Origin of the sequence: Paraflavitalea sp. CAU 1676, from assembly GCF_029223285.1 — a bacterium.
Lineage (GTDB): Bacteria > Bacteroidota > Bacteroidia > Chitinophagales > Chitinophagaceae > Paraflavitalea.
On the sequence record NZ_JARHUJ010000007.1, the window covers coordinates 211,432 to 235,397 of the forward strand.

A 23,966-nucleotide genomic window follows, 5' to 3' on the forward strand; every position below is an offset into this window, starting at 1 on the left:
ACTTTTTAATAAATTAACCCAAGTAGACTCCACATACATTATACATTGAATGACTCATACCAATACTATTTTTCCTCTATCCTGTCACGGAACTCATTGAGGCTTTCGATGCACTCCTCATGAAAGGCGGTAAAAGACTTCTTACGTGCCAGAATATCCTGCATAATCCGGGAAAAGTTTCCGACTTCAATGCCGAAAAAAGACTCTAAGTGCATGAAAAGCTGTTGCAGACTAGTCCTGCCATTATTAATAGCTCCTACTGATTTTATCCCGTATACCCATTCTACAAAAGCTGCCTTTGTATGAGTCCACCGCATCAACGAATTCAAGTCATCTCCTGGTTTCGCGAGTAATTCTGGAGACTTCTGATTGGTCCGGACTGCTTCGTAATACTGAGAAAGTCGATCATTTGCTAAAATGCGGGATACAATGTAATCCTTGTCGGTTGTGAAACCTCTGTCTGTATCAATCTGTCTGTATCCAAAAAATGGATAATTCGATCCTTTACGGGTAAAATACCTTTCATCCAAATGGGAGAATCCAGCTCTAAAGTATCTATAGAACTCAATATGCTGCCTGTAGAACCTATATATATCCTCTTCATGGGAAGAAATATACTGTTCAACTGTTGATGTTTTTCCTTGGGGGCGTTCGGATTCAAAAAGGTGCACCTTGTCATAATAGATTAGAGAAGAATGAAATTGCGGCTTTACTTCACGAAAGAAATAAATTTCTTCGCAAGAATCTACAAAGGGGTACTCCCTAATTGTTGCCTTCAAGGCCTCCATCTTTAAAAAGCAAACCTCGGCGGCTTGGGAAACCATTTCTAAATGGGGCTTCTTCGACCTGCTTAATACAGCCAGTTCCTCAACTAGGGCTTCATAAAGCGACTGCCATTCACTTCTATATTCCATAAAAGTGGGTTTTGTTAGTTAACGTATATGGTTTAGTATCGGTTTTCGACAGGCTTGAGTTATACAGTGAAATTATAAAGGTTACAAATACCTGAAATTGGCAAATGCCAATAAAAACATCTTATTTTACCCATAATTCCGACTTTTCCATCAGTAAAATGTTAATGCAGGTAAAAAACTGAATAATTTATTTATCGTTTGTACTATCCGTTAGTGTTATTTACTATATTAGAGTAGGAATCGACTAACCCCACTCCATCATACCGTTTTGACAATTCTCAACCATTGTTTAACCTAAAACGGCCTCCGTTTATGGACCTGCTTATTGCCTACCTCAACTCTATATTCCCCCTTTCGGAGGAATTAAAGATACACTTGAGAAAAATCATCAAGCGAAGAACAATAGAAAGGAAAGCATACTTGCTAAAGATCGGGGACATTAGCAGCCAGGTCTGCTTCATTGAGAGCGGTCTATTAAGATGCTTTTATGAAAAAAATGGCAATGAGGTATCGTCTTGGTTTATGAAGGAGAACGATGTCGTCTTCTCGATCGATAGCTTCTATTCACAAAGCCCGAGTTACGAAGCAATTCAAGCCCTGGAACATACAACTATCTTTTTTATAACTTTTGATGAACTAGCCTATATATACAATAAGTACATTGAATTCAACTTCGTTGGTCGTGTTTTAACCATATTCTATCATAAGTTATGGGGCGAGCAACTCTATTCAATCAGAATGCGCTCAGGCGAGGAAAGGTACGAGTGGTTATTAACTAAACACCCGGAACTTACTATACGCGTGCCAGCTAAGTACCTCTCTTCTTACTTGGATATTTCAGAATTTACGTTAAGCAAGATCAAAGCAAGGCATTCGCATCCAAAGATTGACAACTAAGGCAAATTACCGTACCCAATTGAAATGGTGATTTCCTAACTCGTCAAATCATATACCATGAACCAAACTATGAAGGTGCTACTATTCGGCTTACTAATTTCAGCTTCATTTTACGCCTGTAAAAAAGAAGCACGCAAAACTGACTCACTTTCATCATTTGCGCAAGAGGCCCGCTATTTCTTCGAAAATGAAGTACAAAACTCCCTCCAATTACCCTCAACAAACCAACCTCCAATTCAAAGAAATCCGCGTACGGAGCAAAAACCAATGCCGATTTGGAAAGAGCTGACACACGTAAAATCCCCAGTTGGCAAAGGAATTGTGGTCCCCTTAAAATTTGAAAAAGATGCATACATGCATATTCCCGGCGCCGAATATGCGTATTCAATAAGTCAGACATCTAAATTGTTTATATATCGGGACACACAAAATAGTATGCAGGCAGTCCGCTTAACCTATATCCCAAACGCTGAATACACTCCCGAGTCGCAGTTTTCAGGCTTTATTTTGGCGGAAAATTGGCAGGGTGAAAAACTCGCAGTATACAAACAGGAAGCCAACGGGAAATTGCTTTTTGAAGCTCCAATCCCCAATCCAAATGCCAAATATGAGTGCATCTATTTAGAAGGGTTTAACTATTCAGAATTGGACCCTAAGGGTTACTCCTATTCTCAGTTGATTGGATGCTACTTTACACCTGAAATAGTTTCCCCTGTTGCATATGACAAACCTCTTATACCAGAAACAAGTGGTGGAGGCGGTCTTATACGCCCAGGCAATCTTACGCGAGAACCAGTTATTACCTTATTTGGAGGCAATAGTCCTATTAATAATATAAAAGGCTATTTTAACTGCTTCGACAATGTTCCAGGGGAAGAAAATCAGTACCAAATTACGGTGTGTGTAGTTCAACCTAGCCCTGGGAGAAGACACCCATGGTACCCCATAAATCCCTATATAAATGACCTAAACCCAGTTTACACGGGTCACGCGTTTTTGATCCTCAGTCAAAACAGAGCAGGAAATTCTTTCATAAGAAATGTGGGGTTTTATCCAATGGAAAGCGTAAATCCTTACTCCCCGAGGTCGGCAGGCCAATTGAACAACGATCAATACCGGGAATTCGACGTCAGACTGGCAATCAATGTTACGAGCAGCCAATTCTTTGCGGTTTTGGATCATATTTCACTAACGGCCAATGCTCAATATGACTTAAATTTAAACAATTGCACTTCCTTTGTAATTGCTTCCCTTGCAAGTGCGGGAGTCAATATTCCAGCCACTCGAGGTACCTGGATGAACGGGGGAGGTTTCAATCCGGGAGACTTAGGTCAAGATATTCGGGAAATGGAGCCAACTCAGAATATGACGCCAAGTTCCATTACGGGAAAACACGAAAATAAAGGTGTATGTAACTAAACTTAAATTATGACCAAATCCCTCTCATTGTTATTCTTATTATGTATAGGGCTAAAGAGTGTTTACTGCCAACAACTCGACAGTCTAACCGGATGGAGAATTTACAAGCTCGTAGATCGGACAGCATACCAAGCATCTGAAGATACGCTAGCCCACTTGGACAGCCGTCTCCTCCCCCATCAAGCGATCAATACTTTCGTAAGCAAAATGATTATCCTAAACACCGATAAACCGCTATCCCTAAACAGTGCGTTCTTAATGAGCTTTCTAGACGTAAATTCCAAGCCAGTAAAAGTAATAGTTAGTGGAGGTGGAGACTATATTTTTGTAAGGAGATTTCAAAAATATTATGCCATTCCGGAATCCATTCGGCAGGACTGGCTCGAGTTTCTTAATGAACAATATGGAATCTTATCTAAAAATTGATAGCGTGAATGTGAAAAATCTTCGCGAGGTGATCTACTGGAATCTGGGATTTGCATTATTGATAGTGTTACTAGCGTTCAATTACGGGCACGCAAGCAATACTTGGCCTTACATTTCCTACAATCTGATAATTCTTCGCATCCTTTTAATTGCTGCTACAATACTCATTATTCTCGCAAGATTATTTTCTAAACTTTCCAGCCAGAATCTTGCATATACATTAGTTGGCTGGTTCAATTTTACATTTGGAGCGTTTGCTTTAGCCTGTTTTTTTATTGACGACAAATGGTCCTCATGGCTGAGGGCTAACATTGTCAATTTTGGGTTAGCGTTGGTTATTTTCATAGACAAAAGAATCGCTGCCAAAACATAAAATGAACTTTAAAAGAATCGCGTATTGGCATCGCTACGCTTTTCGCTAGTTATAATGCTTATGATCTCAGCAGATATAATTGAAGATTTAGGCTGCTGTCCATTTTGCATTGCCTTATATTTCGCCGGCTTTTATCTTTTGTTTTTAATCAGAAGAGGTACAATTTATGGTTTCCCACCCCCCTCCATTTGAGCAATAATCTTATTGACTTCCGTTTCCGTAGACTTCAGTCGCTGTTGACAGAAGGTAATTAGAAAGGAGGCCCGCTTTACTTTCTCGGCAAGAACATCAACAGAGACAGTCTCATTCTCAATATCCTTGGATATCTGCTGTAGTTCTTTGTATGCAGCTTCATACGTTAAATTCACGTCCATCGTGTTTTGTTTTTTGTTTAACGGTTGATCGAAGTTTGGTGCTATCGAGAATCACCTCGATTTCTGAGCCCACGGCAATATCTTCCGCTTTGGCAGCCAATTTACCGTTGTGCAGTACCAGGGCAAATCCCCTTTTGAGGATGTTGTCAGGCGCCATTACCTTGACCATGGAAACATGGTGCCCCAAATATCCACTTTGATTGATAAGGTACTTGGCAGTGAAAGACTTCAAATTGCCAATTACCGTATCAATATCACTTTTCCAAGTATAAAGAACCACCCGCGGCCGGGCCATTAATCTCGCAGAAAGGGCTATCAGCTCATTTTTCCGGTCAAAGATCAGGGACGCAGACCTGGTGATCATCGTCCTGTTATTGTTGATTAGCGTTTGGTTATGCTCGCCAATCAGATTCCTGGCACCATGCATAATAGTGCTATTGAGGATCGCAAGACGCTGAAAGTGATCCGAAAAAAGCCGTTGAGAGTGGATCAGAATATTTTTCTGCAACAGAAGGATTGAGTCTTCGAACGACCGGTTGTGCTGGAGGATAAACTCCGCAGATTTAGTGGGGGTCTTAGTCTGTGTATGAGCCATCAAGTCAGCGACGGTCTCATTGCGCTGGTGGCCGATCCCCGTAATCACTGGAATAGGGAAGCGGGCAATAGCCTTTCCGATCCTATATTGGTCAAAAATGAGAAAATCAGTCTGGGCCCCGCCTCCCCTGGCGATTACAACAGCGTCATACGGCTGGCCGCTGTTGAAGACAGCAATAAGGCTATTCACAAGCTCTTCTTCATTCAAGTTCCCCTGAACCGAGGTGTGATAGTCATCTATCTCGAACCGGTATCCAAATTGGTTGCCTTCGAGGGTATGCCTGAAATCCTCATAGCCCGCAGATCTTTTCGAGGCAACAAAGGCAATTCGCTGGATAACCCTCGGAAGCGGCAACCGCTTATTGTAGGTTATATAATCATCTCCCCTCCTTTCGACCATACCCGGATTCTCCATTACCAACCGGCGGAGGGTCTCTTGCCGTTGCTGCTCCAGCGCCCCGAGGGTAAAGTTCGAATCAATGTCCAGTAAATTCAACTTGAGGCCATATACCTCATGGAAGTTGACTTCCACTTTGACCAGGATGCTTATGTTGCTCGTAAACCGCTGCCGGGTTATCTTTTCAAACAATTCGATTGATTGCGATCCTCGTCCGAACGCCGCCGCCTGGATTTTAGCGACCAACTTACCTGGTCCCTCAGATTCGCTTAAATCGAAATATGGTTATTCTTATTTGAATAGTAGGTATGATTAGTCACATCGGCGATAACCCAAAACTCCCCACCGGAAAATGCTTGGCTGATGGCTTCCTTTATCCGGCCACTCAATTCCGAAAGTCGTATGGGAATAATACCAAGACTGGTTATTGGTTCAGACATATTTGATCGACAGATGAATCACGTGAAACTACAAATCTGTCAATAAAAAACCTTATTGTCTCCAATAGTATTTGATTTCAGAAACACATATCGCAATACGTCCCACAAAGCCAGAGTTACTTATCTAAATGAAAGTCAGTACATTAAGTCACATCCTTAAGACTTGTCCAATATTCTGCACCCGTTTCCGATCAATCTTTTATCTCCAAATCTCCCCCGTTCCAGACTCCGTACATCTGTTACAGACTGTGCTTATCTCTCACACCTTCGTACGATTTTGTTGGGCTAGGCCTAATAGCTAACGGGCGTCTATTGGTAAATCCCGGGGCTGTTAGTCCGGGATTTCATTTATTCTGCTTAGTTTACCATATCCAAGTTTTAACCCAATGGAACATCTGAACAAAAGACTTAATGCAGCTCACAGGTATATGGCTGAAGAGCTGATCCTTGAAATGGCAACAAAGAGCCCCGAAATCAGCAACGTAGTAAACGCCATAAGTAGAGAAAGCTTTGGGATCTGGACGTATAATGAAGATTTTTCGCCAGCGTACACTCTATCATACATCAATAGTCAAGGCAAGGATTTGGTAGGAGAAGTGCTAAGCCTGAACCTGAACGAAAAGGATAACTTTGAGGTCACAATGGCATTCTGTGCACATCTTTCCCGTGAATACTCACATCTTGACACGATCGATGTGTTCAACACCTATAACCATAAGCTTCGGTCCTACCTCGAAATGCACGAAATCCGTACTGTAACGCAGGAAGAGCTTGTAGCTTGTGAAGAGGAAATTACCATTATCGCGAAAGGAAAAGCAATTTATTACATACCCATTATCGACAAGCTGAATTTTTACAGAAGCCTGTTCGGCAATCTGCATGCCCAGCCAAAACCTCGCGACGAAAATGTAGTATACCTGTTACTCGACATCCAGACCGGATTTTTCAAAATTGGGCGGAGCAGCAACCTTTACCACAGGGAAGGGACCCTCCAAGCACAAACACCGGTCATTGAAACCATAGCTTTCTGGAAGGCACCCAAAGAAGCCGAGCGGCTACTCCACCGGCAGTTTTCGGAAAAAAGGCTTCGTGGAGAATGGTTTAAATTAGATTTCAAGGACCTTCGCCAATTGAAAGAAATTATCGAAAATTATTAAGCCAATACAAACACCAATCTTCCTATAGACACCTCCTAACACTTATTAAATACTATTCGTATAGCAAAGATCAATTAAACTCAGCCGACCCCACCTTTTCAATTGTCTCATTCCGAACCAACACATTGCAGTTTTCTATATAAGGTCGATTTATCCGGCAACTTCAACTCATACTCCGCCACCATCGCCGGCGACAAACTTCTATTCATCGCATACCTTACCACGTCATGATCCCGATCCTTACAAAGCAATATCCCAATACTCGGCTTTTCATGTGGCTTCTTCACATCCCGGTCCAATGCCTCCAGGTAAAAATTTAACTGCCCCAAGTATTCGGGCTTAAACTTGTCGATTTTTAGCTCAATGGCTACTAGGCACTGCAGGTCACGGTGATAAAATAATAGGTCAATCTCAAAATCACTGTTACCGACTTGTAATCGAAACTCTTGGCCCATAAAAACAAAATCCTTTCCCAGCTCCAGTACGAAATCTTTCATTTGGATTACTAACGCCCTCTGTAGCTCGATCTCACTATGGTCGGGTGGTAGCGACAAAAACTCAAAAACATAACTATCTTTAAATGAACCATTTGCAGGCTGACTAATTTCTCTCAATACTGTTGAGAGTTTTGCATTTCCAATCAGTGAGCGCTCAAATAAGCCGGAACTAATCTGCCGATCCAGCTCCCGAACACCATATCGCTCATTTTTGCAACGCAACAGGTAAAACTCTCTTTCCTCCATAGTTTTGCACCGCGAAAATATTGCCAGGTTGTGTGACCAGCTGATTTCTCTCAACAGCGTTGAGAGTTTTGGGTGAGCCTTATAAGTTTCATAAAATTGCTTCATCCGCCACAAGTTCTTATCGCTATATCCTTTCAGATCGGGGGTGTTACTGGTTATATAAGCAGCCAACTTAACCACCACTGATTTTCCCCAGACCTGACTTTCCACTCTTTTGCTGATATATTCCCCAATGCTCCAATAGAGGTTAATCAATTCTTTATTGACTGCTTGAAAAGCGTTCACCCTGGATGCCTGGATCATTTTGATAACCTCAGTAAACTCACGCTCTTGTTTCATAGTAGGTCATTTAGATAGGTAAAGAAAAACTGTTGCGACCGAGACAGTCGAGTTTGTGGCTTTATTTTTTTTGAAGGTGTATTACACGAAGGGTATTTGTGGGCTTAAGCAAAACTGACGCGGCATCCTGGCCAGATGCAGTCTTACTTTTTAAAGTTCCACTATCAGCAAATAGCTTTTCTTTCAATTCACCCATTTCCTGGGTTACCCTCTTTTTATTACTACGCAGATAATGTTCTGTCGTGCTTTGTTTCTTATGGCCTACAACCTGTTTAATTACCGGAACACTCACCCCATTGGCATAGGCAAGCTCATTTATAAAAAAATACCGCGTCTGGTGCCCATGCATGTCTATGTTATACTTTAACTCATCCCCAATCACCTTGAGGCATCTATTCCAATGCTCATTTGTGGGCATAGGTAGTACACGCCGCTTCCTTACAAACTGAGGATGGTCTTTATATTTCTGTATAATCTCTATGGCTGGAGGCAACAGAGGTACCGGTTCATCGCTTCCGGTTTTCAATCGGGCAATATCAATCCACAATTGCCCGTCTATCTTTTTAAGATGCTCATCCGAAAGCCGGAAAAGTTCGGCATACGAAAGACCAGTATAACAAGCGAAAACATAGAGATCCCTTATAATATTCAAATGCGGTTTGTCAAAGGTGGTATCTTTTAAGCGGAGGAATTGCTCCATGGTGAGGTATTCCGCTTTGGGAGGTACATAGGAGCAAGAAAAAGGCTTGAAAAGGTTTATAGGCAGCCAGCCCAGCACTACGGCGCGGTCAATTACCTCTTTTAAATACTTTGCGTAGTTCATAGCGGTATTTTGATCAACATGATGAATCAATTGATTGTAATTGACCATATCGCCGATGAAAGCGTACTTAAGCGAGGAAAGTGGGATGTCACTTTTCCGATACCGGTATTCGAGATAAGCAATATACCTCAATCGACGCCCAAGCCATTTTTCTAGGGTAGTAAAAGCCCGGTTCTGAGTATGCACCGCTTTGAGAAAATTGAACAACAACTCATCGATTGCCATAATCAGGGTCTTTTCCCGGGTAGGATCTCCGTACATCCTGAAGGCTTCCCTATCAAGTTTATGGATTCGGATATCGAAATCTTTAATTTCCCGCTCATGTTCCGCCAATTTTATAGGAGGAACATCTTCCACCTTATTGCAATAAGTCTTCCATCGTTCACACCATTTGACATAGTCCCACATTAGGCCAACGATAGCTTCCTGGAATACCTCGTACTCGGTCTTCTGTTCGGTGATTGCCTTACCATTTATTGGAGTCAAATAGGCTGCTTTTACATCTTCTGGCGTGGCAAGACCTTTGGTAAGCCTTATCAGGTCAAAATAGCGTTGGATGTCTACCCGCGCGGCATTGATTCTGTCATTAATTGTACGGTAGTTTTCAGCAGTAGGGAATACTGATTTAGTTTTAAGGTCCCAGTCGGCATCCTTAACCCGAACCTGAAGAGACACCTCATCTGTTAGCCCGTCGATGGTGATACGTGCATACACCGGACTCCCGTCCTGGTTTTGTTTACTTCTTTTCCGGAAGAAAAGAATTTTCAGTCTTTGCTTTACCTGCATCCTGCATAATTTGGCGGTTAAAAAATGTTTAATCGCGCTCCTTTCGCATGAAAAAACTGGTGACCTTGTGACTCTTTCGGTAAATGTAGGTCACCAAAAAGGTCACCATTTTGGTCACCATTTTCTTTGATTTACTTTGTTGCAGCTTGTAGCGGAAATTCACGGCAAACGCAGGCGGGACGTGTGTTTAAAGCAAAAAAGCATGACTTACGCCATGCTTTTAGTGACCCCGTCTGGATTCAAACCAGAAACCTTTTGATCCGTAGTCAAATGCTCTATTCAATTGAGCTACGGGGCCTTACCACTTCATTTGATCAATTCGTAATCCGTTTCTCTCAAATGGGTTGCAAAAATAAAGAGATTACTCATTCCCACCAACAGAAATTGCTAGAAATCTGACCATTATCAGAAAAAAATTTTCAAGTGCCCTGCCAGACTGCATTTCAGCCACTGAAAAAATTCATACAAGTACCTGAAAAAGATTTTCAACCCCTCGTATTGTCATTATGTTCTATTTTAGGGCATTGACTGTCCAAGGTTTACATAATGAGAAATTGCTCCTGCAACGCGTAGCATCCGGTGATCAACAGGCTTTCGCAACCCTCTACAACCACTACCTGCCCAGGCTGTATCGCTATGTCATGCCCTTCGTGCGTCAATCGCACGAAGAAACCGAAGAGATACTCCAGGAGATCTTCTTTCGCATCTGGTTGAAAAAAGAAACGCTGCCCGCACTCGACCAGTTTGAGACGTATTTGCTGCGTATGACCCGCAATCGTATTATCGATCTCCACCGTCATCGCAAAGTAGAAGAAGCATTTCTGCGCGCAGAAGCCTCCGCAACCCCATCCCTCGCTCCCGACCCCGTCGCAGCACTCACCTACAAAGAATACAACCAGGCCGCCCAGCAGGCCCTGCGCGACATGACCGATAAACGCAAGCTCGTCTTCGAACTCCACACCCAGCACGACCAAACACTCGAAGAAATCGGTCGCACCGTTGGCATATCCCGCTCCGCCGCCAAGAAACACCTCCACGCCGCTACACGCCTCATCAAAGAAGCCCTCCTCAAACACGGCGATTGGATCGGCAGCCTCTGCCTCCTGCTCACCCGCAAGTCGTAACGCATCTGTCGCACGTGCACATTCACCAATCAGCAACAGCCTCCTACAGCCTCAGTTCTGCTATTATTCAGAAGGGCTAAGACAAATTCTCCTCCGTAGATCAGCCATAGATCAGGTATAGATACTAAAGGGAAGATGTATGATAGTCCCAAGAGAGTTACAAGGAAAAGGTAAGATGATGGCAAGCCAATAGTAAGAGAACAGCCCTCAAACGCCCGCTGGTGGCGGATATAATAAATGCAGACACTTTGTAGTAGACTGATATATAGATGAATAACCCATAAAAAGCGAACATCTCATTACACTACCCCGCACAAACCGAAGCCCGCCGATCCCCCAATAGCCGTTGCCGATGCTCCACTGCCGCAAAACACCATCTCAGGGCCCCGAAACCTCAATCCAAGCCATCGGCAACTGTAGCTTAGCCTCAAATTATCAATTATTTACGATATTACGGCAGTTCAAAACGCCAATCCGAAGCCCCCTTACCGCCTTCCGGAAAAACGATGAAAACAACCATCATCACTATAATCATACTCGCCCTCCTGTCGGCCATCGGCCTATGGCTTTACCGGCAGGGCCGGTCAACAGCCACCCTCCACCTGGGCAACTTGCCCGTCGACGCGGCAAGCCAGCTAAAGGTATACCTCACCTACACCCCCCGGAAACCCAAACCCCTGCTTAGCAAAAAATGGAACCTATTGGGCGGCTCGTACGTAAAACTCGAAACGATACACCCCAAACTCACGAAGCAGGATCACCGGTCCTACTCTTTTGATTTCAGACCTGCACTTTTCGGTCCCTCAGCCTACGAACTCTCAGCAATCACCATCAACTGCCAATTGCCAGGCGGCCACACCACCAGCTTCCACACCAGCATTACCGTCAACGCAAACAAGGCCAACCACGGAGGGTGGATAGAAGGACAATCCATGCAGGAAAACAACGGCATTGATCGCCTCCTCCGACTGGAGCTAAAAAATACCCGGGCCTCCTTTGCCGATCGCTCCAAAGATGAATACTACCGCTTCTTCGAAAAGGACGGCCAGGGCCAGTTGAAGCTCGACGAAGAGAATCGCCCCATCCTCCTGCAGGATTCATTGCCCGGATTGCAGGAGTACCTGAACCGGATCTTATCCGAAGACGACCAATAACCAGTCAACTCGCACAACAGCTCATCTATTCACCAGGCGACCGCACCATCAGCCTCAGTCCCCTGGTGTCGTTTTTACACCATTCTCATGTCGATTTACGGAATCGCACCCCTGCCGGAATCAATTTTGGTTATCTTTAGCCGGCACCCTAACACGAACACTATGATTAAACGAACGCTGTTGATGGCTGCTGCCTTCTGCTGCACAACAGTCTTTGCCCAATACGTTGCGGGCAAAAGAGCCGTGGATCCCGAAAATCTCCCCACCCTCATAGCCCAACTAAACACCTCCCTCCCCAACACCTCAAAAGCCACCCTCCTGCTCGACATTGGCTACGCTTACCTCTACCGCAATGGCGAATTGAAGAGCGATCTCGATAGCGGTCTCTACTACGCTGGCCAACTGGCCGCCCTGGGCAAACAAACCAACAACGTCCGCGATCAACAGGAAGCGCTCCTCCTCACCACCCTGCTCCACATGGAGCAAAAAGACTTTTTCGCAGCCGAAAGGATGATCTCCTCTCTCAACGACAGCATGCGGCTGAAGGCATACCTATCACTCACGGTTTTCAACACCAATACCGCCGAAGGCAATATGCAGGATCAGACAGCCGCCGACCGGGCTGCCCGTTATGTGCTCGAAGCCATACCCCTCTCATTAAAAACCAACTTGCTGGCAAATGAAACCGCTTACGCGTTACACTTTGTAGCACACGAATACAGGGAACGCCACCAACCTGCCCAGGCGGAAAAATATTACCTGCTCATGTTGAAGTTCGCCGGCAACTCAACAGAGGCAGCCCCCGCACGTATCTATAGCTATATCTGTTTCACGTATAGCAAAGACGGTAATTTTTACCGGGCTATGGAGTACTCTCTCAAAGCAAGAAACGCGCTTACCAACAAAAGCAGCGATAAAGATGTGGCCTATATGTATTTCACAACGGCCAATCTCTACAGCCTGCGCGATAAACCCCGGGAGGCCCTTCCCCCATATGCCTTCCTCCTCGCCGATCCGGCCAGGTACGGCGAAGGCATCAGCATGTACAGCCTGCTCACCAGCTATTGCACCAATCTGCACAAAGCAAATCGGCAGGCAGAAACAATACCCTATGTACAGCAATTTGTACAACGGTATCCGCCAAGGTCAGATGTAGACAGAAGTTATTATCATTTGATCCTCGCCAATTACTACAAGAATCTGAAGCAATTTGCCGCTGCCGAAAAGAACTTCCTCGAAGGCATCCGCTTCGCCAAAGCAGCCAATTTCAGGAACGGCAAACTGCAATCCGGTCTCGGCAGTCTCTATTACGAGAACAAGCTGTACGACAAAGCAGCCGTCATGCTAAAGGCAGCAGAAGATATACTGCCCACCGAGAACAACGTGCTCAAGACCGACAACCTGTTCAACCTCGCCCGCACCGAAGCCATACTCGGCCGCCACGAAAGCGCCTATACCTACCTGCTGAAAAGCAAGAGCATGTCCGACTCTGCCTTTACAGTCGGCAAAGCCAGGCTCACCGACGAACTCGAAGCCCAGTATGAATCAAGGAAAAAAGAAGCCGACATACTGCAGAAAGAATCCAATATCCGCGACCTCAACGCACGGCGCAAGATCAATACGCTTATCATCGTAATGATGTCGGTGATCGTCGTATTGCTTGGCTGGCTGTTCTGGACCAAGCAGAAATCGAATAAACTCATCACCCAAAAGAATATGCTGCTGCAACAATTGGTGAGGGATAAAAGCTGGCTGCTGAAAGAAATGCACCACCGCGTCAAGAACAACCTGCACACCATCGTAAGCCTGCTCGAATCACAATCGGCCTACCTGCGCGATGACGCCCTCGAAGCCATCCAGCACTCCCAGGCCCGGATCTTCTCCATGTCACTCATACACCAGAAACTCTATCAGTCCGACGATACCAAAACGATCGACATGGCCACCTATATCCCGGAGCTGGTCAATTACCTAAGGGAATGCTTTAACCGGTCCGTACACATCCATATGGACATCGACAACACAGCCTTCAATGTAGAAGAAGCAGTACCCCTTGGGTTGATCATTAATGAAGCAGTAACCAATTCAATGAAGTATGCATTTAAGGGAGATAATTTGGGGGAGATCTGGATCATACTCAAATCCACCGGCGATGATGAATACCAATTAACGCTGGCCGACAATGGCAGTGGCCTCCAACAGGATTTTGACCTCGACACCACCACTACCCTTGGGTTCCAGCTCATCAAAGGACTCAGCGAGCAGCTCAACGCCACCCTCCACATCGAAAACAACAACGGGCTAAAGATCACCCTCTCCCGCATTTCGGCATTCTGGACCCACCAGGTAAAAGTGATAGAAAATGAAATGAAAGGACAAATGGCCATGTAGGACGCTGCCCCTCGTGTCGTTTTTACACCATGCTCATGTCGATTTCCGGAATCCCTCCTTGCCCCACATAAGTTTTGGCTATCTTTAGGAGTCACCCTAACACGAATGCTATGCTTAAACTAACGTTGTTGATGGCTGTTGCCTTCTGCTGCACGACAGTTTATGCCCAACACGTCCTGGGTGAAAAATTCGTGCATCCCGATTCCCTCCCCTCCCTCAAGACACAACTAAACAATATCCACCCCAACACCCCAAAAGCTCCCCTCCTGCTCGACATCGGATACGCCTATCTCTACCGGATGGGAGAATTCAAAAATGATCTCGACAGCGGTCTCTATTATGCCCGCGAAGTGGCCACCCTTGGTAAACAAACCAACAATGCCCGCGATCAGCAGGAAGCACTCCTGCTCACTGCCCTGCTCCACATGGAGCGAAAAGATTTCCCGGCAGCCGAAAGCCTCATGCCGGCCATGCACGACACCATACGCCTTAAATTATTATTATCGCTCGTCTTTTTTAATGAAACGGCGGCTTTTGAAAATCCTTTTGACACGATACCTCTTGTGCGCGCAAGCCGCTATCTGCCCGATGCCGTGGACCTGTCATTGAAGACCAACCTGCTGCATGAAGAAGCATCAAATGCATTAGACCTGATAGCCCGCCAGTACCGGGAACACCACCAACCCGCCGTGGCAGAGAAGTATTATTTGCTGATGGAGAAATTCATGAGCCCCACCAGCCATGGCACGCAGGCGCTTATTTACGCCTTCATCTGCTTTGCCTACAGCAAAGACGGCAATTTCCACCGGGCCATGGAGTACGCGCTCAAAGCAAAGAAAGCACTGACCAACAAAAGCAGTGACGACGACGTGGCCTATGTGTACTTTGCCACAGCCAACTTACACAACCTGCGCGACAAGCCCGAAGAGGCCCTCCCGCAGTATGCCTTTCTCCTGGCCAATCCTGCCCGGTTTAATAAACGCATCAATATGTACAGTCTGCTCGCCACTTACTGCGCCAATCTGCAAAAGGCGAAACGACAACATGAAATAATACCTTATTTGCAGCAATTCGTACAGCGGTTCCCCACCAAAGCGGATATAGACAGAAGCTACTATCATTTGGCCCTTGCCAATTATTATAAGGAACAAAATCAATTTGACTTAGCCGAAAAGAACTTCCTGGCAGGTATTCGCTTCGACACAGACAACCGCATACCCAATGCACAGCTACAGGCCGGACTCGGCAGCCTCTATTTCGATCACCATATGTACGCGAAAGCGAAAGATATGCTACAAGCTGCCGAAGATAAATTGCCCAACGAAAACAATGTATTGAAGGCCCGTAACCTCTTCAATATGGCCAGAACAGAAGCCGCCCTTGGTCACCACGAAAATGCCTACACCTACCTGCTGAAAAGCAAGAGCATGTCCGATTCCGTATTTACCGTAGGCAAAGCCAGGCTCACCGACGAACTCGAGGCCCAATATGAATCCCGGAAAAAAGAGGCCGACCTACTACAAAAAGAAGCCAACATCCGCGACCTCAACGCCCGCCGCAAGATCAATTCGCTCATCACCATACTGATGACGGTGATCGTAGCTTTGCTTGGCTGGCTGTTCTGGACCAAACTGAAATCAAACAAACTGATCACCCAAAAGAATACACTGCTTCAACAACTCGTGAAGGACAAAAGCTGGCTGCTGAAAGAAATGCACCACCGGGTGAAGAACAACCTGCACACCATCGTGAGTCTGCTCGAATCACAATCAGCCTACTTGCACGACGATGCCCTCGAAGCGATCCAGCACTCCCAGGCCCGGATCTTCTCCATGTCACTCATACACCAGAAACTCTATCAGTCCGACGACACTAAAACGATCGACATGGCCACCTACATACCCGAGCTGGTCGACTACCTCAAAGAATCCTTCAACCGCTCCGTACACATCCATATGGACATTGACAATACCGCCTTCAATGTCGAGGAAGCCGTGCCGATTGGATTGATCATCAACGAAGCAGTGACCAATTCAATGAAGTATGGATTTAGGGAAGGCAATTTGGGGGAGATCTGGATTATCCTTAAGGAGACCGGCAATGATGAATACCAATTGACGCTGGCAGACAATGGTTGTGGCCTCCGGCAGGATTTCGACCTCGAAACCACCACCACCCTCGGATTCCAGCTCATTAAAGGACTCAGCGAGCAACTCAACGCCACCCTCCACATCGAAAACAACAACGGACTAAAGATCACCCTCTCCCGCATCTCGGCTTTTTGGATGCACCAGTTAAAAGTTGTAGAAAATGAAATGAAAGAACAAATGGCCATGTAGGACGCTGCCCCTCGTGTCGTTTTTATACCATTCTCGTGTCGATTCCGTGAATCTCCCTCCTTGAAGGCCAGTTTTAGCTACCTTTAGGCGCACCCTAACACGAACACTATGATTAAACTAACGCTGTTGATGGCTGCCGCCTTCTGCTGCACAACAGTCTATGCCCAATACCTCGTGGGTGAAAAATTCGTAGACCCCGAAAAGCTCCCCACCCTCAAAGCACAACTAAAAAATAATCTCACGACCAACCAAAAGGCCGCCCTCCTACTCGACCTGGGGTACGCTTATCTTTACAGCAATGGAGAACTAAAGAGCGATCTCGATAGCGGACTCTATTGTGCCCGTGAACTTGCCGCCCTTGGCAAACAAATCAACAACGCCCACGATCACCAGGAGGCACTCCTGCTCACCGCTCTGCTCCACATGGAGCAAAAAGATTTCCCGGCAGTCGAAAGCATAATCCCCTCCCTCAACGACACTATGCGGCTGAAGGCATTCCTATCGCTCACGTTTTTCAATACCAATACCGCCAACGCCAACCCGCTCGACCAGGAAGCCATCGATCGGGCAGGCCGGTACGTCCTTGAAGCCATTCCCCTCACACTAAAGACCAACCTGCTCAAAGAAGAAGCAGCCTATGCCCTCGACTTTGTAGCCCTCGAATACAGGGAACGCCACCAGCCCGCCCAGGCCGAAAAATATTATTTGCTCATGGAGAAGTTCACCGGCAGCTCGACTCAGGCCTCACCCGCGCGTATATATTGCTATATCAGTCTCAGCTACAACAAAGACGGCAATTTTTACCGGGCCATGGAATATTGCCTTAAAGCAAAGAATGCACTCAACAGCAACAGCAGCGACAAGGATGTGGCTTTTGTATATTACACAACTGCCAGCCTCTATGCCCTGCGCGACAAACCCGAAGAGGCTTTGCCGCAATACGCATTCCTCCTGGCCGATCCGCTTCGATACGAAGACGGCATCAGTATGTACAGCCTGCTCGCCAACTATTGCACCAACCTGCAAAAAGCCAAACGCCACGCAGAAGTAATTCCCTATCTGCAGAAATTTGTACAACGGTACCCGCCAAAGACAGACATAGACAGAAGTTACCAGCATTTGATCCTGGCCGACTATTACAGCGACATGGACCAGTTCGCACCAGCCGAAAAGAACTACCTCGAAGGCATCCGGTTCGCCAAGGCAGCAGACTTTAGGAACGGGAAGCTCCATTCAGGCCTTGGCAGTCTTTATTACCGGTACAAACTATACGAGAAAGCGGCCACCATGCTCAAAGCAGCAGAAGAGAAATTGCCCACCGAAAACAACGTACTCAAAGCCGACAACCTGTTCGAGATTGCAAAAACAGAGGCAGCCCTCGGCCACCACGAAAGCGCCTATACCTACTTGCTGAAAAGCAAGAGCATGTCCGACTCCGCCTTTACAGTCGGCAAAGCCAGGCTCACTGACGAACTCGAAGCCCAATATGAATCACGGAAAAAGGAAGCCAACATACTGCAGAAAGAAGCCAATATCCGCGACCTCAACGCCCGACGCAAGATCAATACACTTATCATCATATTGATGTCGGTAATCGTTGTATTGCTTGGCTGGCTGTTCTGGACCAAACAAAAATCGAACAAACTCATCACCCAAAAGAATGTCCTGTTGCAACAATTGGTGAGGGATAAAAGCTGGCTGCTGAAAGAAATGCACCACCGCGTCAAGAACAACCTGCATACCATTGTAAGCCTGCTCGAATCGCAATCCGCTTACCTGCGCGACGATGCCCTCGAAGCCATCCAGCATTCCCAGGCCAGGATCTTCTCCATGTCGCTCATACACCAGAAACTCTATCAATCCGACGATACCAAAACGATCGATATGGCTACCTACATCCCGGAGCTGGTCAATTACCTCAAAGAATGTTTCAACCGGTCCGTACACATCCACATGGACATCGACAATACCGCCTTCAATGTAGAGGAAGCAGTTCCCCTTGGGTTGATCATCAACGAAGCAGTGACCAATTCTATGAAGTATGCTTTTAAGGGAGACAATCTGGGGGAAATATGGATCAGCCTCAAAGCCACCGGCGATGATGAATACCAATTGACGTTGGCCGACAATGGCAGTGGCCTCCAACAAGATTTCGACCTCGATACCTCCACCACGCTCGGTTTCCAGCTCATCAAAGGACTCAGCGAGCAGTTAAACGCCACCCTCCACATCGAAAACAACAAGGGACTAAAGATCACCCTCTCCCGCATCTCGCCTTTCTGGATACACCAGGTAAAGATGATGGAGCATGAAATGAAAGGGCAGATGGCGATGTGAGGCGGAAGCTAAAAAAATATTTCCCACGCCAGGTGTCCACTACCCTTCTTCGCACGTGTACTATACCGAACACCTGCTTATGATCAATTCCGAACTGCTCGAAAAACTCGCTGCCGGCACCGCTACCGCGGAAGACTACCGGCAATTTACCGCTGCGTTTGAGGCCCTCTCCAACGCCGGTCAACAGCAGGTGCTCACCCAATACGAAGCCCTCATTTTGCAACAACAGGGCGGCACCGTACCCGCCACCATCGCCCAAAAGATCGCCAGCCGCATCCAGGCACACGAACAACAGCAACAAAAAGCAAAGGTCATCAGTCTCGCGAAATGGCTCACCGGCGCCGCAGCCGCAGCAGCCATCGCTGCCATCGTCTGGATTACCTGGCCACTTAATAACAAAGCGCCCCAGGATCAACTCGTCACCAACCACCCGGCCAATGATCGCCTGCCCGCCACCGAGGGCGCAACGCTCACCCTGGCCGATGGCAGCACCGTATTGCTCGACTCGCTCACCAATGGAAATATCGCCACGCAGGGAGGTATACAAGTGTCTAAACAGGGCGGACAGGTCATCTACAGCGCACCGCCCGCAAACAACGACAATAATGCTCCCATCGCTTACAATACCATGGCCACTCCACGCGGACGCCAGTTCCAGCTCGTATTGCCCGATGGCACCAAAGTATGGCTCAATGCAGCCTCTTCCATTCGTTATCCAACAGCCTTCAACGGCAACGAACGGAGAGTATCTATAACAGGAGAAGCTTATTTTGAAGTAGCGAAGCTCGCGGGCAAACCCTTTAAAGTGAACTTCTCGTCACCAGCCGCAGGCCCCGCCGAAGTAGAAGTGCTCGGCACCCATTTTAACATCAACACCTATAGCGACGAATCCGCCAGCCGCACCACCCTCTTCGAAGGCAGTGTGGTCATGCGCCCCGTCGATACCACAAGTACTATGCCCATGGTGGGGCTCAAACTTACACCGGGCAGGCAGGCTGTGCTCCATCGCAAAAACGATCAGCCACAACTCCAGGCATTCGATGCCGATCCTGGATCGGTACTCGCCTGGAAGAACGGACGCTTCCGCTTTCAAGACGCAACCATTCAGCACATCATGCGCGATGTATCGCGCTGGTACGATGTGGACATCATATATGCCAAAACCATCCCTGAAAAAAGATTTACGGCCGACCTATCCCGGCAAACCAGGTTATCAGATTTCCTGAAAGTGTTAGAACTAAGCGGATTCCGCTTCACCATCGATGCAAAAACGCTGACGGTCGCACAGTAACGATCGTCGCTTCGGTTCGCTTGCTCAGAAATAAACCTTACAAACAAATTCCGTACAGGAGCTTGTAAACAAAAAACCGCCCCGGCTGCCACCGGAGCGGAAAACGTTCAGGCTGCCTGCCGATCCCGGAAACGAATCCGGATTATCGGCTGCATCATGCTATCCCCATTCCGGGAAGATTGACATTGTTAACCCAAACTAATCGAAGTTATGCAATTACGCGCAACCATAGCCCTGCGTGACAAGGGGCTATTTCTAAAAACGCTGGTGATCATGAAACTGACAGCCCTGCTACTGCTTACAACCGCCCTCCATGTCGCAGCCACCGGTTACTCGCAAACAGTAACCCTCAGGGAGAAAAATGCGCCATTGGAGAAGGTGTTTAAATTGATCCAACAACAAACCGGGTACGATTTCTGGTTCGAAAGCGCCCTGCTCCAAAAAGCCGGCGCCACACACCTCGAACTCAGCAAAGCATCCCTCACCGAAGCACTCGATGCCGCCCTGAAGAACAGCCCGCTCACCTACGAGATCGTTGGCCGCATCATCGTCATCAAAGAGAAAACCATCACCCCCGCACCACGCAACTTCGCCGATATCGTTTACATCACCGTAAAAGGAAAAGTAGTCGACGACAAAACAGGCGAACCCATCGTGGGCGCCAGCGTCATGATCAAAGGATCGCAACGCGGCACTTCTACCAATAAGACCGGCGAATTCTCTATCACCGCCATCGATGGCAACCGCCTCATCGTGAGTTTTGTTGGGTACGAAACCAAGGACCAACTCGTAAAAGACGGAGAAACAGTCCTCATCCGCCTCACCACCTCGCCCAGATCGATGCAGGAAATGGTGGTAACAGGTATCTTCAACCGGCCCAAGGCCAACTTTACCGGAGCAGCCTCCTCCTTTACGTCGGAAGACCTCTCCAAAGTCACCAATGGCAATGTGCTCAATGCCCTCCGCGCACTCGACCCCTCGCTGCAAATAGCCGAGAACATATCCCTCGGCTCCAATCCCAACGCCATGCAGAACGTTGTGCTGCGCAATGGCAATAGCCTGGTCGACCTCAGCCAAACCAGCAAGCCCAACCCATTCAACTACGCCAACTCACCCAATACCCCCCTCTTCATACTCGATGGTTTTGAAACGACGCTGCAGCGCATCAATGACCTCGACATGAACAGGATCGTAAAAGTAGACATCCTGAAAGATGCCGCCGCCACCGCCATCTATGGTTCACGTGCAGCAAATGGCGTAATAGTCATTGAAACACTTCGTCCACAAACTGGCCGCCTTCGTGTTACCTATACCGGCAACCTCGAAGTAGAAACACCCGACCTCTCTGGCTACGACCTGCTCAACGCCAAAGAGAAACTCGACCTCGAACAAAAAGTAGGCGTTTACAATGACAGCTGGGGCAGCAATGAAGAAAACCTCTCTTACTACTACTCCGCACGCCATAAAGCAGTAGAAGCAGGCGTCAATACCGATTGGCTCGCCCAGCCCCTGCGCACCGGCATCGGCCACAAACACAATGTCTATATCGAAGGAGGCTCTTCCGATGTACAATACGGCATCGGCGGCACCTACCAGAACCGTGCCGGCGTCATGAAAGGCTCCTATCGCGAAAACATTACCGCCAACTCTTACCTGGCCTATCGCTACGGCAACTTCAATATCCGCAACGATTTCTCGATCGCCTTCAACAAAGGAGTAAATTCTCCCTACGGAAGCTTTCAACAATATACGCAGCTTAATCCCTACTGGTCGCCCTACGACAGCACCGGCAACTACGCCATCTACCTCGAAGAGGTAAAGAACAATGTAGGCGCCAGGCTCACCAATTTCGACCAGTTCAATAACCTGAACGGACAAACAGGCGGCCGCCCCCTCAATCCCCTGTACAACGCACAGTTGAACTCGAAGGATCAAAGCAGCTACCAGAACATCTCGAACAACCTGCAATTGCAATGGCAGGCCGCACAATGGCTGCGCATCTCGGGCCGCCTCGCTTATACCCGCCAGGCCGATGAGTCCGACCTCTTCCTGCCGGCTCAGCACAGTTCCTTTTACGCAACGCCTACCTTCGAGAAAGGGTCCTATACAAAAGGCTATGGAAAGATGACCCGCCTCGAAAGCATGCTCACCGCAGATGTGAACAAGCGTATCGACAAGCACCTCCTCTTCGGTACCGCCGGCATCAACGTACAGGAAACCAAATACAGCACCTCCGGTTATAAAGTGATCGGCTTCCCGAGCCCCAACCTCAGTCAGCCCATACTCGGCAACCGGTTTGTAGATGGATCCAAGCCCAGTGGCACCGAAGCCATCAGCCGCCTCGCCGGCTTCCTCAGCAACCTGAGTTATGCCTACGACAGCCGCTACCTGCTCGATCTCTCCTGGCGCCTCGATGGCTCCTCTCAGTTCGGAACCGCCAATACCTTTGCGCCATTCTGGTCAACCGGTATCGGATGGAACCTGCATAATGAATCCTTTGTGCGCAACCTCAATTACGTCACCCGCCTCAAGTTGCGTTACTCCGTAGGATATACCGGCTCACAAAACTTTGCCAGCTTCCTCGGCATACCCACCAGCCAGTATTATACCGGGCGCGATTACCGCGGCATCATCGGCACCTACCTATTGGGTTATGGCAACAAGAACCTGCAATGGCAGAAAACACTCAAGCACAATATCGGAGCCGATATCACCCTCTTCAACAAACTCGACATCACCGCCAACTACTTCATCGAAAACACGGAAGGAAGTATCGGCGCCGTAACCACGGCCCCATCCAGTGGCTTCAGCCTCTATAGCGAGAACATTGGCGACATTGCCTCCAAAGGGTGGGAAGTACAGGCCCGCTTCAACATCATCAGCAGGCCCGCTACGCGCGATAACTGGTCAGTGTTCGTGAACATGATGCACGTGCGCGGCACCATCGAGCGGGTATCCAATACGCTCGAAGAGATCAATAAGATCGCCAACACCACCAAGACCACTACACCGGTTACCCGCTATGCCGTTGGCCAGTCTACCAGCGCCCTCTGGGCCGTTCCTTCCCTGGGCATCGATCCCTCCACCGGGCTCGAGATCTATATCAACCGCGATGGCAAACTCACCAACGTATACGACCCGCGCGACCAGGTAGTAGCCGGCGATACCCGCTCCGATGTGGAAGGGGTATTCGGTACCAACCTCGAACTGAAAGGCATCGGCTTCAACGTATTCTTCAGGTTCCGCGTAGGCGGTCAGGCCTATAACCAAACCCTGGTAGACCGCGTGGAGAATGTATCTTATAGACTCTACAACGTAGATCGCCGTGTGTACCAGGAGCGCTGGATGAAACCCGGCGACCTCGCCTTCTACAAAGGTTTCATCAACGCCGCCGGATTCACTACCGAAGCCACCAGCCTCACTACCCGCTTTGTGCAGGACGATAATCTGCTCAGTTGCGAAAGTGTCTCCGCGTACTATCGTTTCGCCGAGAAGTTCAATAAGAAATGGGGATTGCAGAACACCCGGCTCACCTTCTATACGAGCGACCTGTTCCGTATCTCCAGCATCAAACGCGAAAGAGGTATCGACTACCCTTTCAGCCATACTTATACCCTTCAATTCCAAACCACTTTTTAATTGAAGCAC

The 23,966-nt window shown here is 47.6% G+C and carries 14 protein-coding genes, 1 tRNA gene and 1 pseudogene; 10 read left to right on the plus strand and 6 right to left on the minus strand.

From position 1 onward, the window contains the following. Window positions 1-65: 65 nt before the first annotated feature. Window positions 66-914 (minus strand): RteC domain-containing protein, encoded by an 849-nt coding sequence (locus tag P2H89_RS23305; RefSeq protein ID WP_275831468.1) that lies wholly within the window; start codon window positions 912-914, stop codon window positions 66-68. A gap of 312 nt (window positions 915-1,226) precedes the next feature. Here P2H89_RS23305 and P2H89_RS23310 point away from each other — a divergent pair, with 312 nt between their 5' ends. Together P2H89_RS23310 and P2H89_RS23315 are read left to right on the plus strand one after the other, a co-directional pair. Then, window positions 1,227-1,811: a cyclic nucleotide-binding domain-containing protein gene (locus P2H89_RS23310; protein WP_275831470.1), complete on the plus strand. Its 585-nt coding sequence runs from the start codon at window positions 1,227-1,229 to the stop codon at window positions 1,809-1,811. Window positions 1,812-1,868: 57 nt separating this feature from the next. Beyond that, window positions 1,869-3,230, plus strand: a complete 1,362-nt coding sequence (locus P2H89_RS23315; protein ID WP_275831473.1) for a hypothetical protein — start codon at window positions 1,869-1,871, stop codon at window positions 3,228-3,230. Between the two features lie 963 nt (window positions 3,231-4,193). Here P2H89_RS23315 and xseB read toward each other — a convergent pair. Both xseB and xseA read right to left on the minus strand, forming a co-directional pair. After that, window positions 4,194-4,403, minus strand: a complete 210-nt coding sequence (gene xseB, locus P2H89_RS23320; RefSeq protein WP_275831475.1) for an exodeoxyribonuclease VII small subunit — start codon at window positions 4,401-4,403, stop codon at window positions 4,194-4,196. Next, window positions 4,381-5,664, minus strand: a pseudogene (xseA, locus tag P2H89_RS23325) (exodeoxyribonuclease VII large subunit); the annotation flags it as partial. The pseudogene xseA and the gene xseB, both read right to left, overlap by 23 nt. Before the next feature lie 556 nt (window positions 5,665-6,220). On the opposite strand from xseA, the gene P2H89_RS23330 reads away from it, so the two are divergent. Next, the gene (locus P2H89_RS23330; RefSeq protein WP_275831477.1) at window positions 6,221-6,991 is read left to right on the plus strand and encodes a GIY-YIG nuclease family protein; all 771 of its coding nucleotides are present in this window, start codon (window positions 6,221-6,223) and stop codon (window positions 6,989-6,991) included. Between the two features lie 107 nt (window positions 6,992-7,098). Here the strand turns inward: P2H89_RS23330 and P2H89_RS23335 are convergent, their stop codons facing one another. The 3 genes from P2H89_RS23335 to P2H89_RS23345 form a co-directional block, all read right to left on the minus strand. Next, a complete protein-coding gene (locus tag P2H89_RS23335; protein WP_275831478.1) occupies window positions 7,099-8,073 on the minus strand; it encodes a PDDEXK nuclease domain-containing protein in 975 nt (324 codons plus the stop codon). 61 nt (window positions 8,074-8,134) lie between these two features. Beyond that, window positions 8,135-9,682, minus strand: coding sequence for a site-specific integrase (locus tag P2H89_RS23340; RefSeq protein WP_275831481.1), 1,548 nt, complete (start codon window positions 9,680-9,682; stop codon window positions 8,135-8,137). Between the two features lie 224 nt (window positions 9,683-9,906). Next, window positions 9,907-9,980, minus strand: a tRNA-Arg gene (locus P2H89_RS23345). Between the two features lie 256 nt (window positions 9,981-10,236). Here P2H89_RS23345 and P2H89_RS23350 point away from each other — a divergent pair. The 7 genes from P2H89_RS23350 to P2H89_RS23380 all read left to right on the plus strand — a co-directional run bounded on the left by P2H89_RS23350 (window position 10,237) and on the right by P2H89_RS23380 (window position 23,957). Next, entirely contained in the window at window positions 10,237-10,806 is a 570-nt protein-coding gene (locus P2H89_RS23350) for a sigma-70 family RNA polymerase sigma factor (RefSeq protein WP_275831484.1), read from the plus strand. A gap of 506 nt (window positions 10,807-11,312) precedes the next feature. Continuing rightward, a complete protein-coding gene (locus tag P2H89_RS23355) occupies window positions 11,313-11,960 on the plus strand; it encodes a hypothetical protein (RefSeq protein WP_275831486.1) in 648 nt (215 codons plus the stop codon). A 162-nt stretch (window positions 11,961-12,122) separates the two neighbouring features. Then, window positions 12,123-14,351, plus strand: coding sequence for a sensor histidine kinase (locus P2H89_RS23360; RefSeq protein ID WP_275831488.1), 2,229 nt, complete (start codon window positions 12,123-12,125; stop codon window positions 14,349-14,351). A 110-nt stretch (window positions 14,352-14,461) separates the two neighbouring features. After that, window positions 14,462-16,690: a histidine kinase dimerization/phosphoacceptor domain -containing protein gene (locus tag P2H89_RS23365; protein ID WP_275831490.1), complete on the plus strand. Its 2,229-nt coding sequence runs from the start codon at window positions 14,462-14,464 to the stop codon at window positions 16,688-16,690. 108 nt (window positions 16,691-16,798) lie between these two features. Further along, complete coding sequence (locus tag P2H89_RS23370; protein ID WP_275831492.1) at window positions 16,799-19,027, plus strand: sensor histidine kinase; 2,229 nt, start codon at window positions 16,799-16,801, stop codon at window positions 19,025-19,027. 79 nt (window positions 19,028-19,106) lie between these two features. Then, entirely contained in the window at window positions 19,107-20,318 is a 1,212-nt protein-coding gene (locus P2H89_RS23375) for a FecR family protein (protein ID WP_275831494.1), read from the plus strand. A 210-nt stretch (window positions 20,319-20,528) separates the two neighbouring features. Continuing rightward, entirely contained in the window at window positions 20,529-23,957 is a 3,429-nt protein-coding gene (locus tag P2H89_RS23380) for a SusC/RagA family TonB-linked outer membrane protein (RefSeq protein ID WP_275831496.1), read from the plus strand. Window positions 23,958-23,966 lie beyond the last annotated feature (9 nt).

Excerpts from the sequence above, each read along its gene's own strand:
- P2H89_RS23305 (WP_275831468.1), bottom strand. The coding sequence starts at position 914 with ATGGAATATAGAAGTGAATGGCAGTCGCTTTATGAAGCCCTAGTTGAG.
- P2H89_RS23310 (WP_275831470.1), top strand. The coding sequence starts at position 1,227 with ATGGACCTGCTTATTGCCTACCTCAACTCTATATTCCCCCTTTCGGAG.
- P2H89_RS23315 (WP_275831473.1), top strand. The coding sequence starts at position 1,869 with ATGAACCAAACTATGAAGGTGCTACTATTCGGCTTACTAATTTCAGCT.
- xseB (WP_275831475.1), bottom strand. The coding sequence starts at position 4,403 with ATGGACGTGAATTTAACGTATGAAGCTGCATACAAAGAACTACAGCAG.
- P2H89_RS23330 (WP_275831477.1), top strand. The coding sequence starts at position 6,221 with ATGGAACATCTGAACAAAAGACTTAATGCAGCTCACAGGTATATGGCT.
- P2H89_RS23335 (WP_275831478.1), bottom strand. The coding sequence starts at position 8,073 with ATGAAACAAGAGCGTGAGTTTACTGAGGTTATCAAAATGATCCAGGCA.
- P2H89_RS23340 (WP_275831481.1), bottom strand. The coding sequence starts at position 9,682 with ATGCAGGTAAAGCAAAGACTGAAAATTCTTTTCTTCCGGAAAAGAAGT.
- P2H89_RS23355 (WP_275831486.1), top strand. The coding sequence starts at position 11,313 with ATGAAAACAACCATCATCACTATAATCATACTCGCCCTCCTGTCGGCC.
- P2H89_RS23360 (WP_275831488.1), top strand. The coding sequence starts at position 12,123 with ATGATTAAACGAACGCTGTTGATGGCTGCTGCCTTCTGCTGCACAACA.
- P2H89_RS23365 (WP_275831490.1), top strand. The coding sequence starts at position 14,462 with ATGCTTAAACTAACGTTGTTGATGGCTGTTGCCTTCTGCTGCACGACA.
- P2H89_RS23370 (WP_275831492.1), top strand. The coding sequence starts at position 16,799 with ATGATTAAACTAACGCTGTTGATGGCTGCCGCCTTCTGCTGCACAACA.
- P2H89_RS23375 (WP_275831494.1), top strand. The coding sequence starts at position 19,107 with ATGATCAATTCCGAACTGCTCGAAAAACTCGCTGCCGGCACCGCTACC.
- P2H89_RS23380 (WP_275831496.1), top strand. The coding sequence starts at position 20,529 with ATGCAATTACGCGCAACCATAGCCCTGCGTGACAAGGGGCTATTTCTA.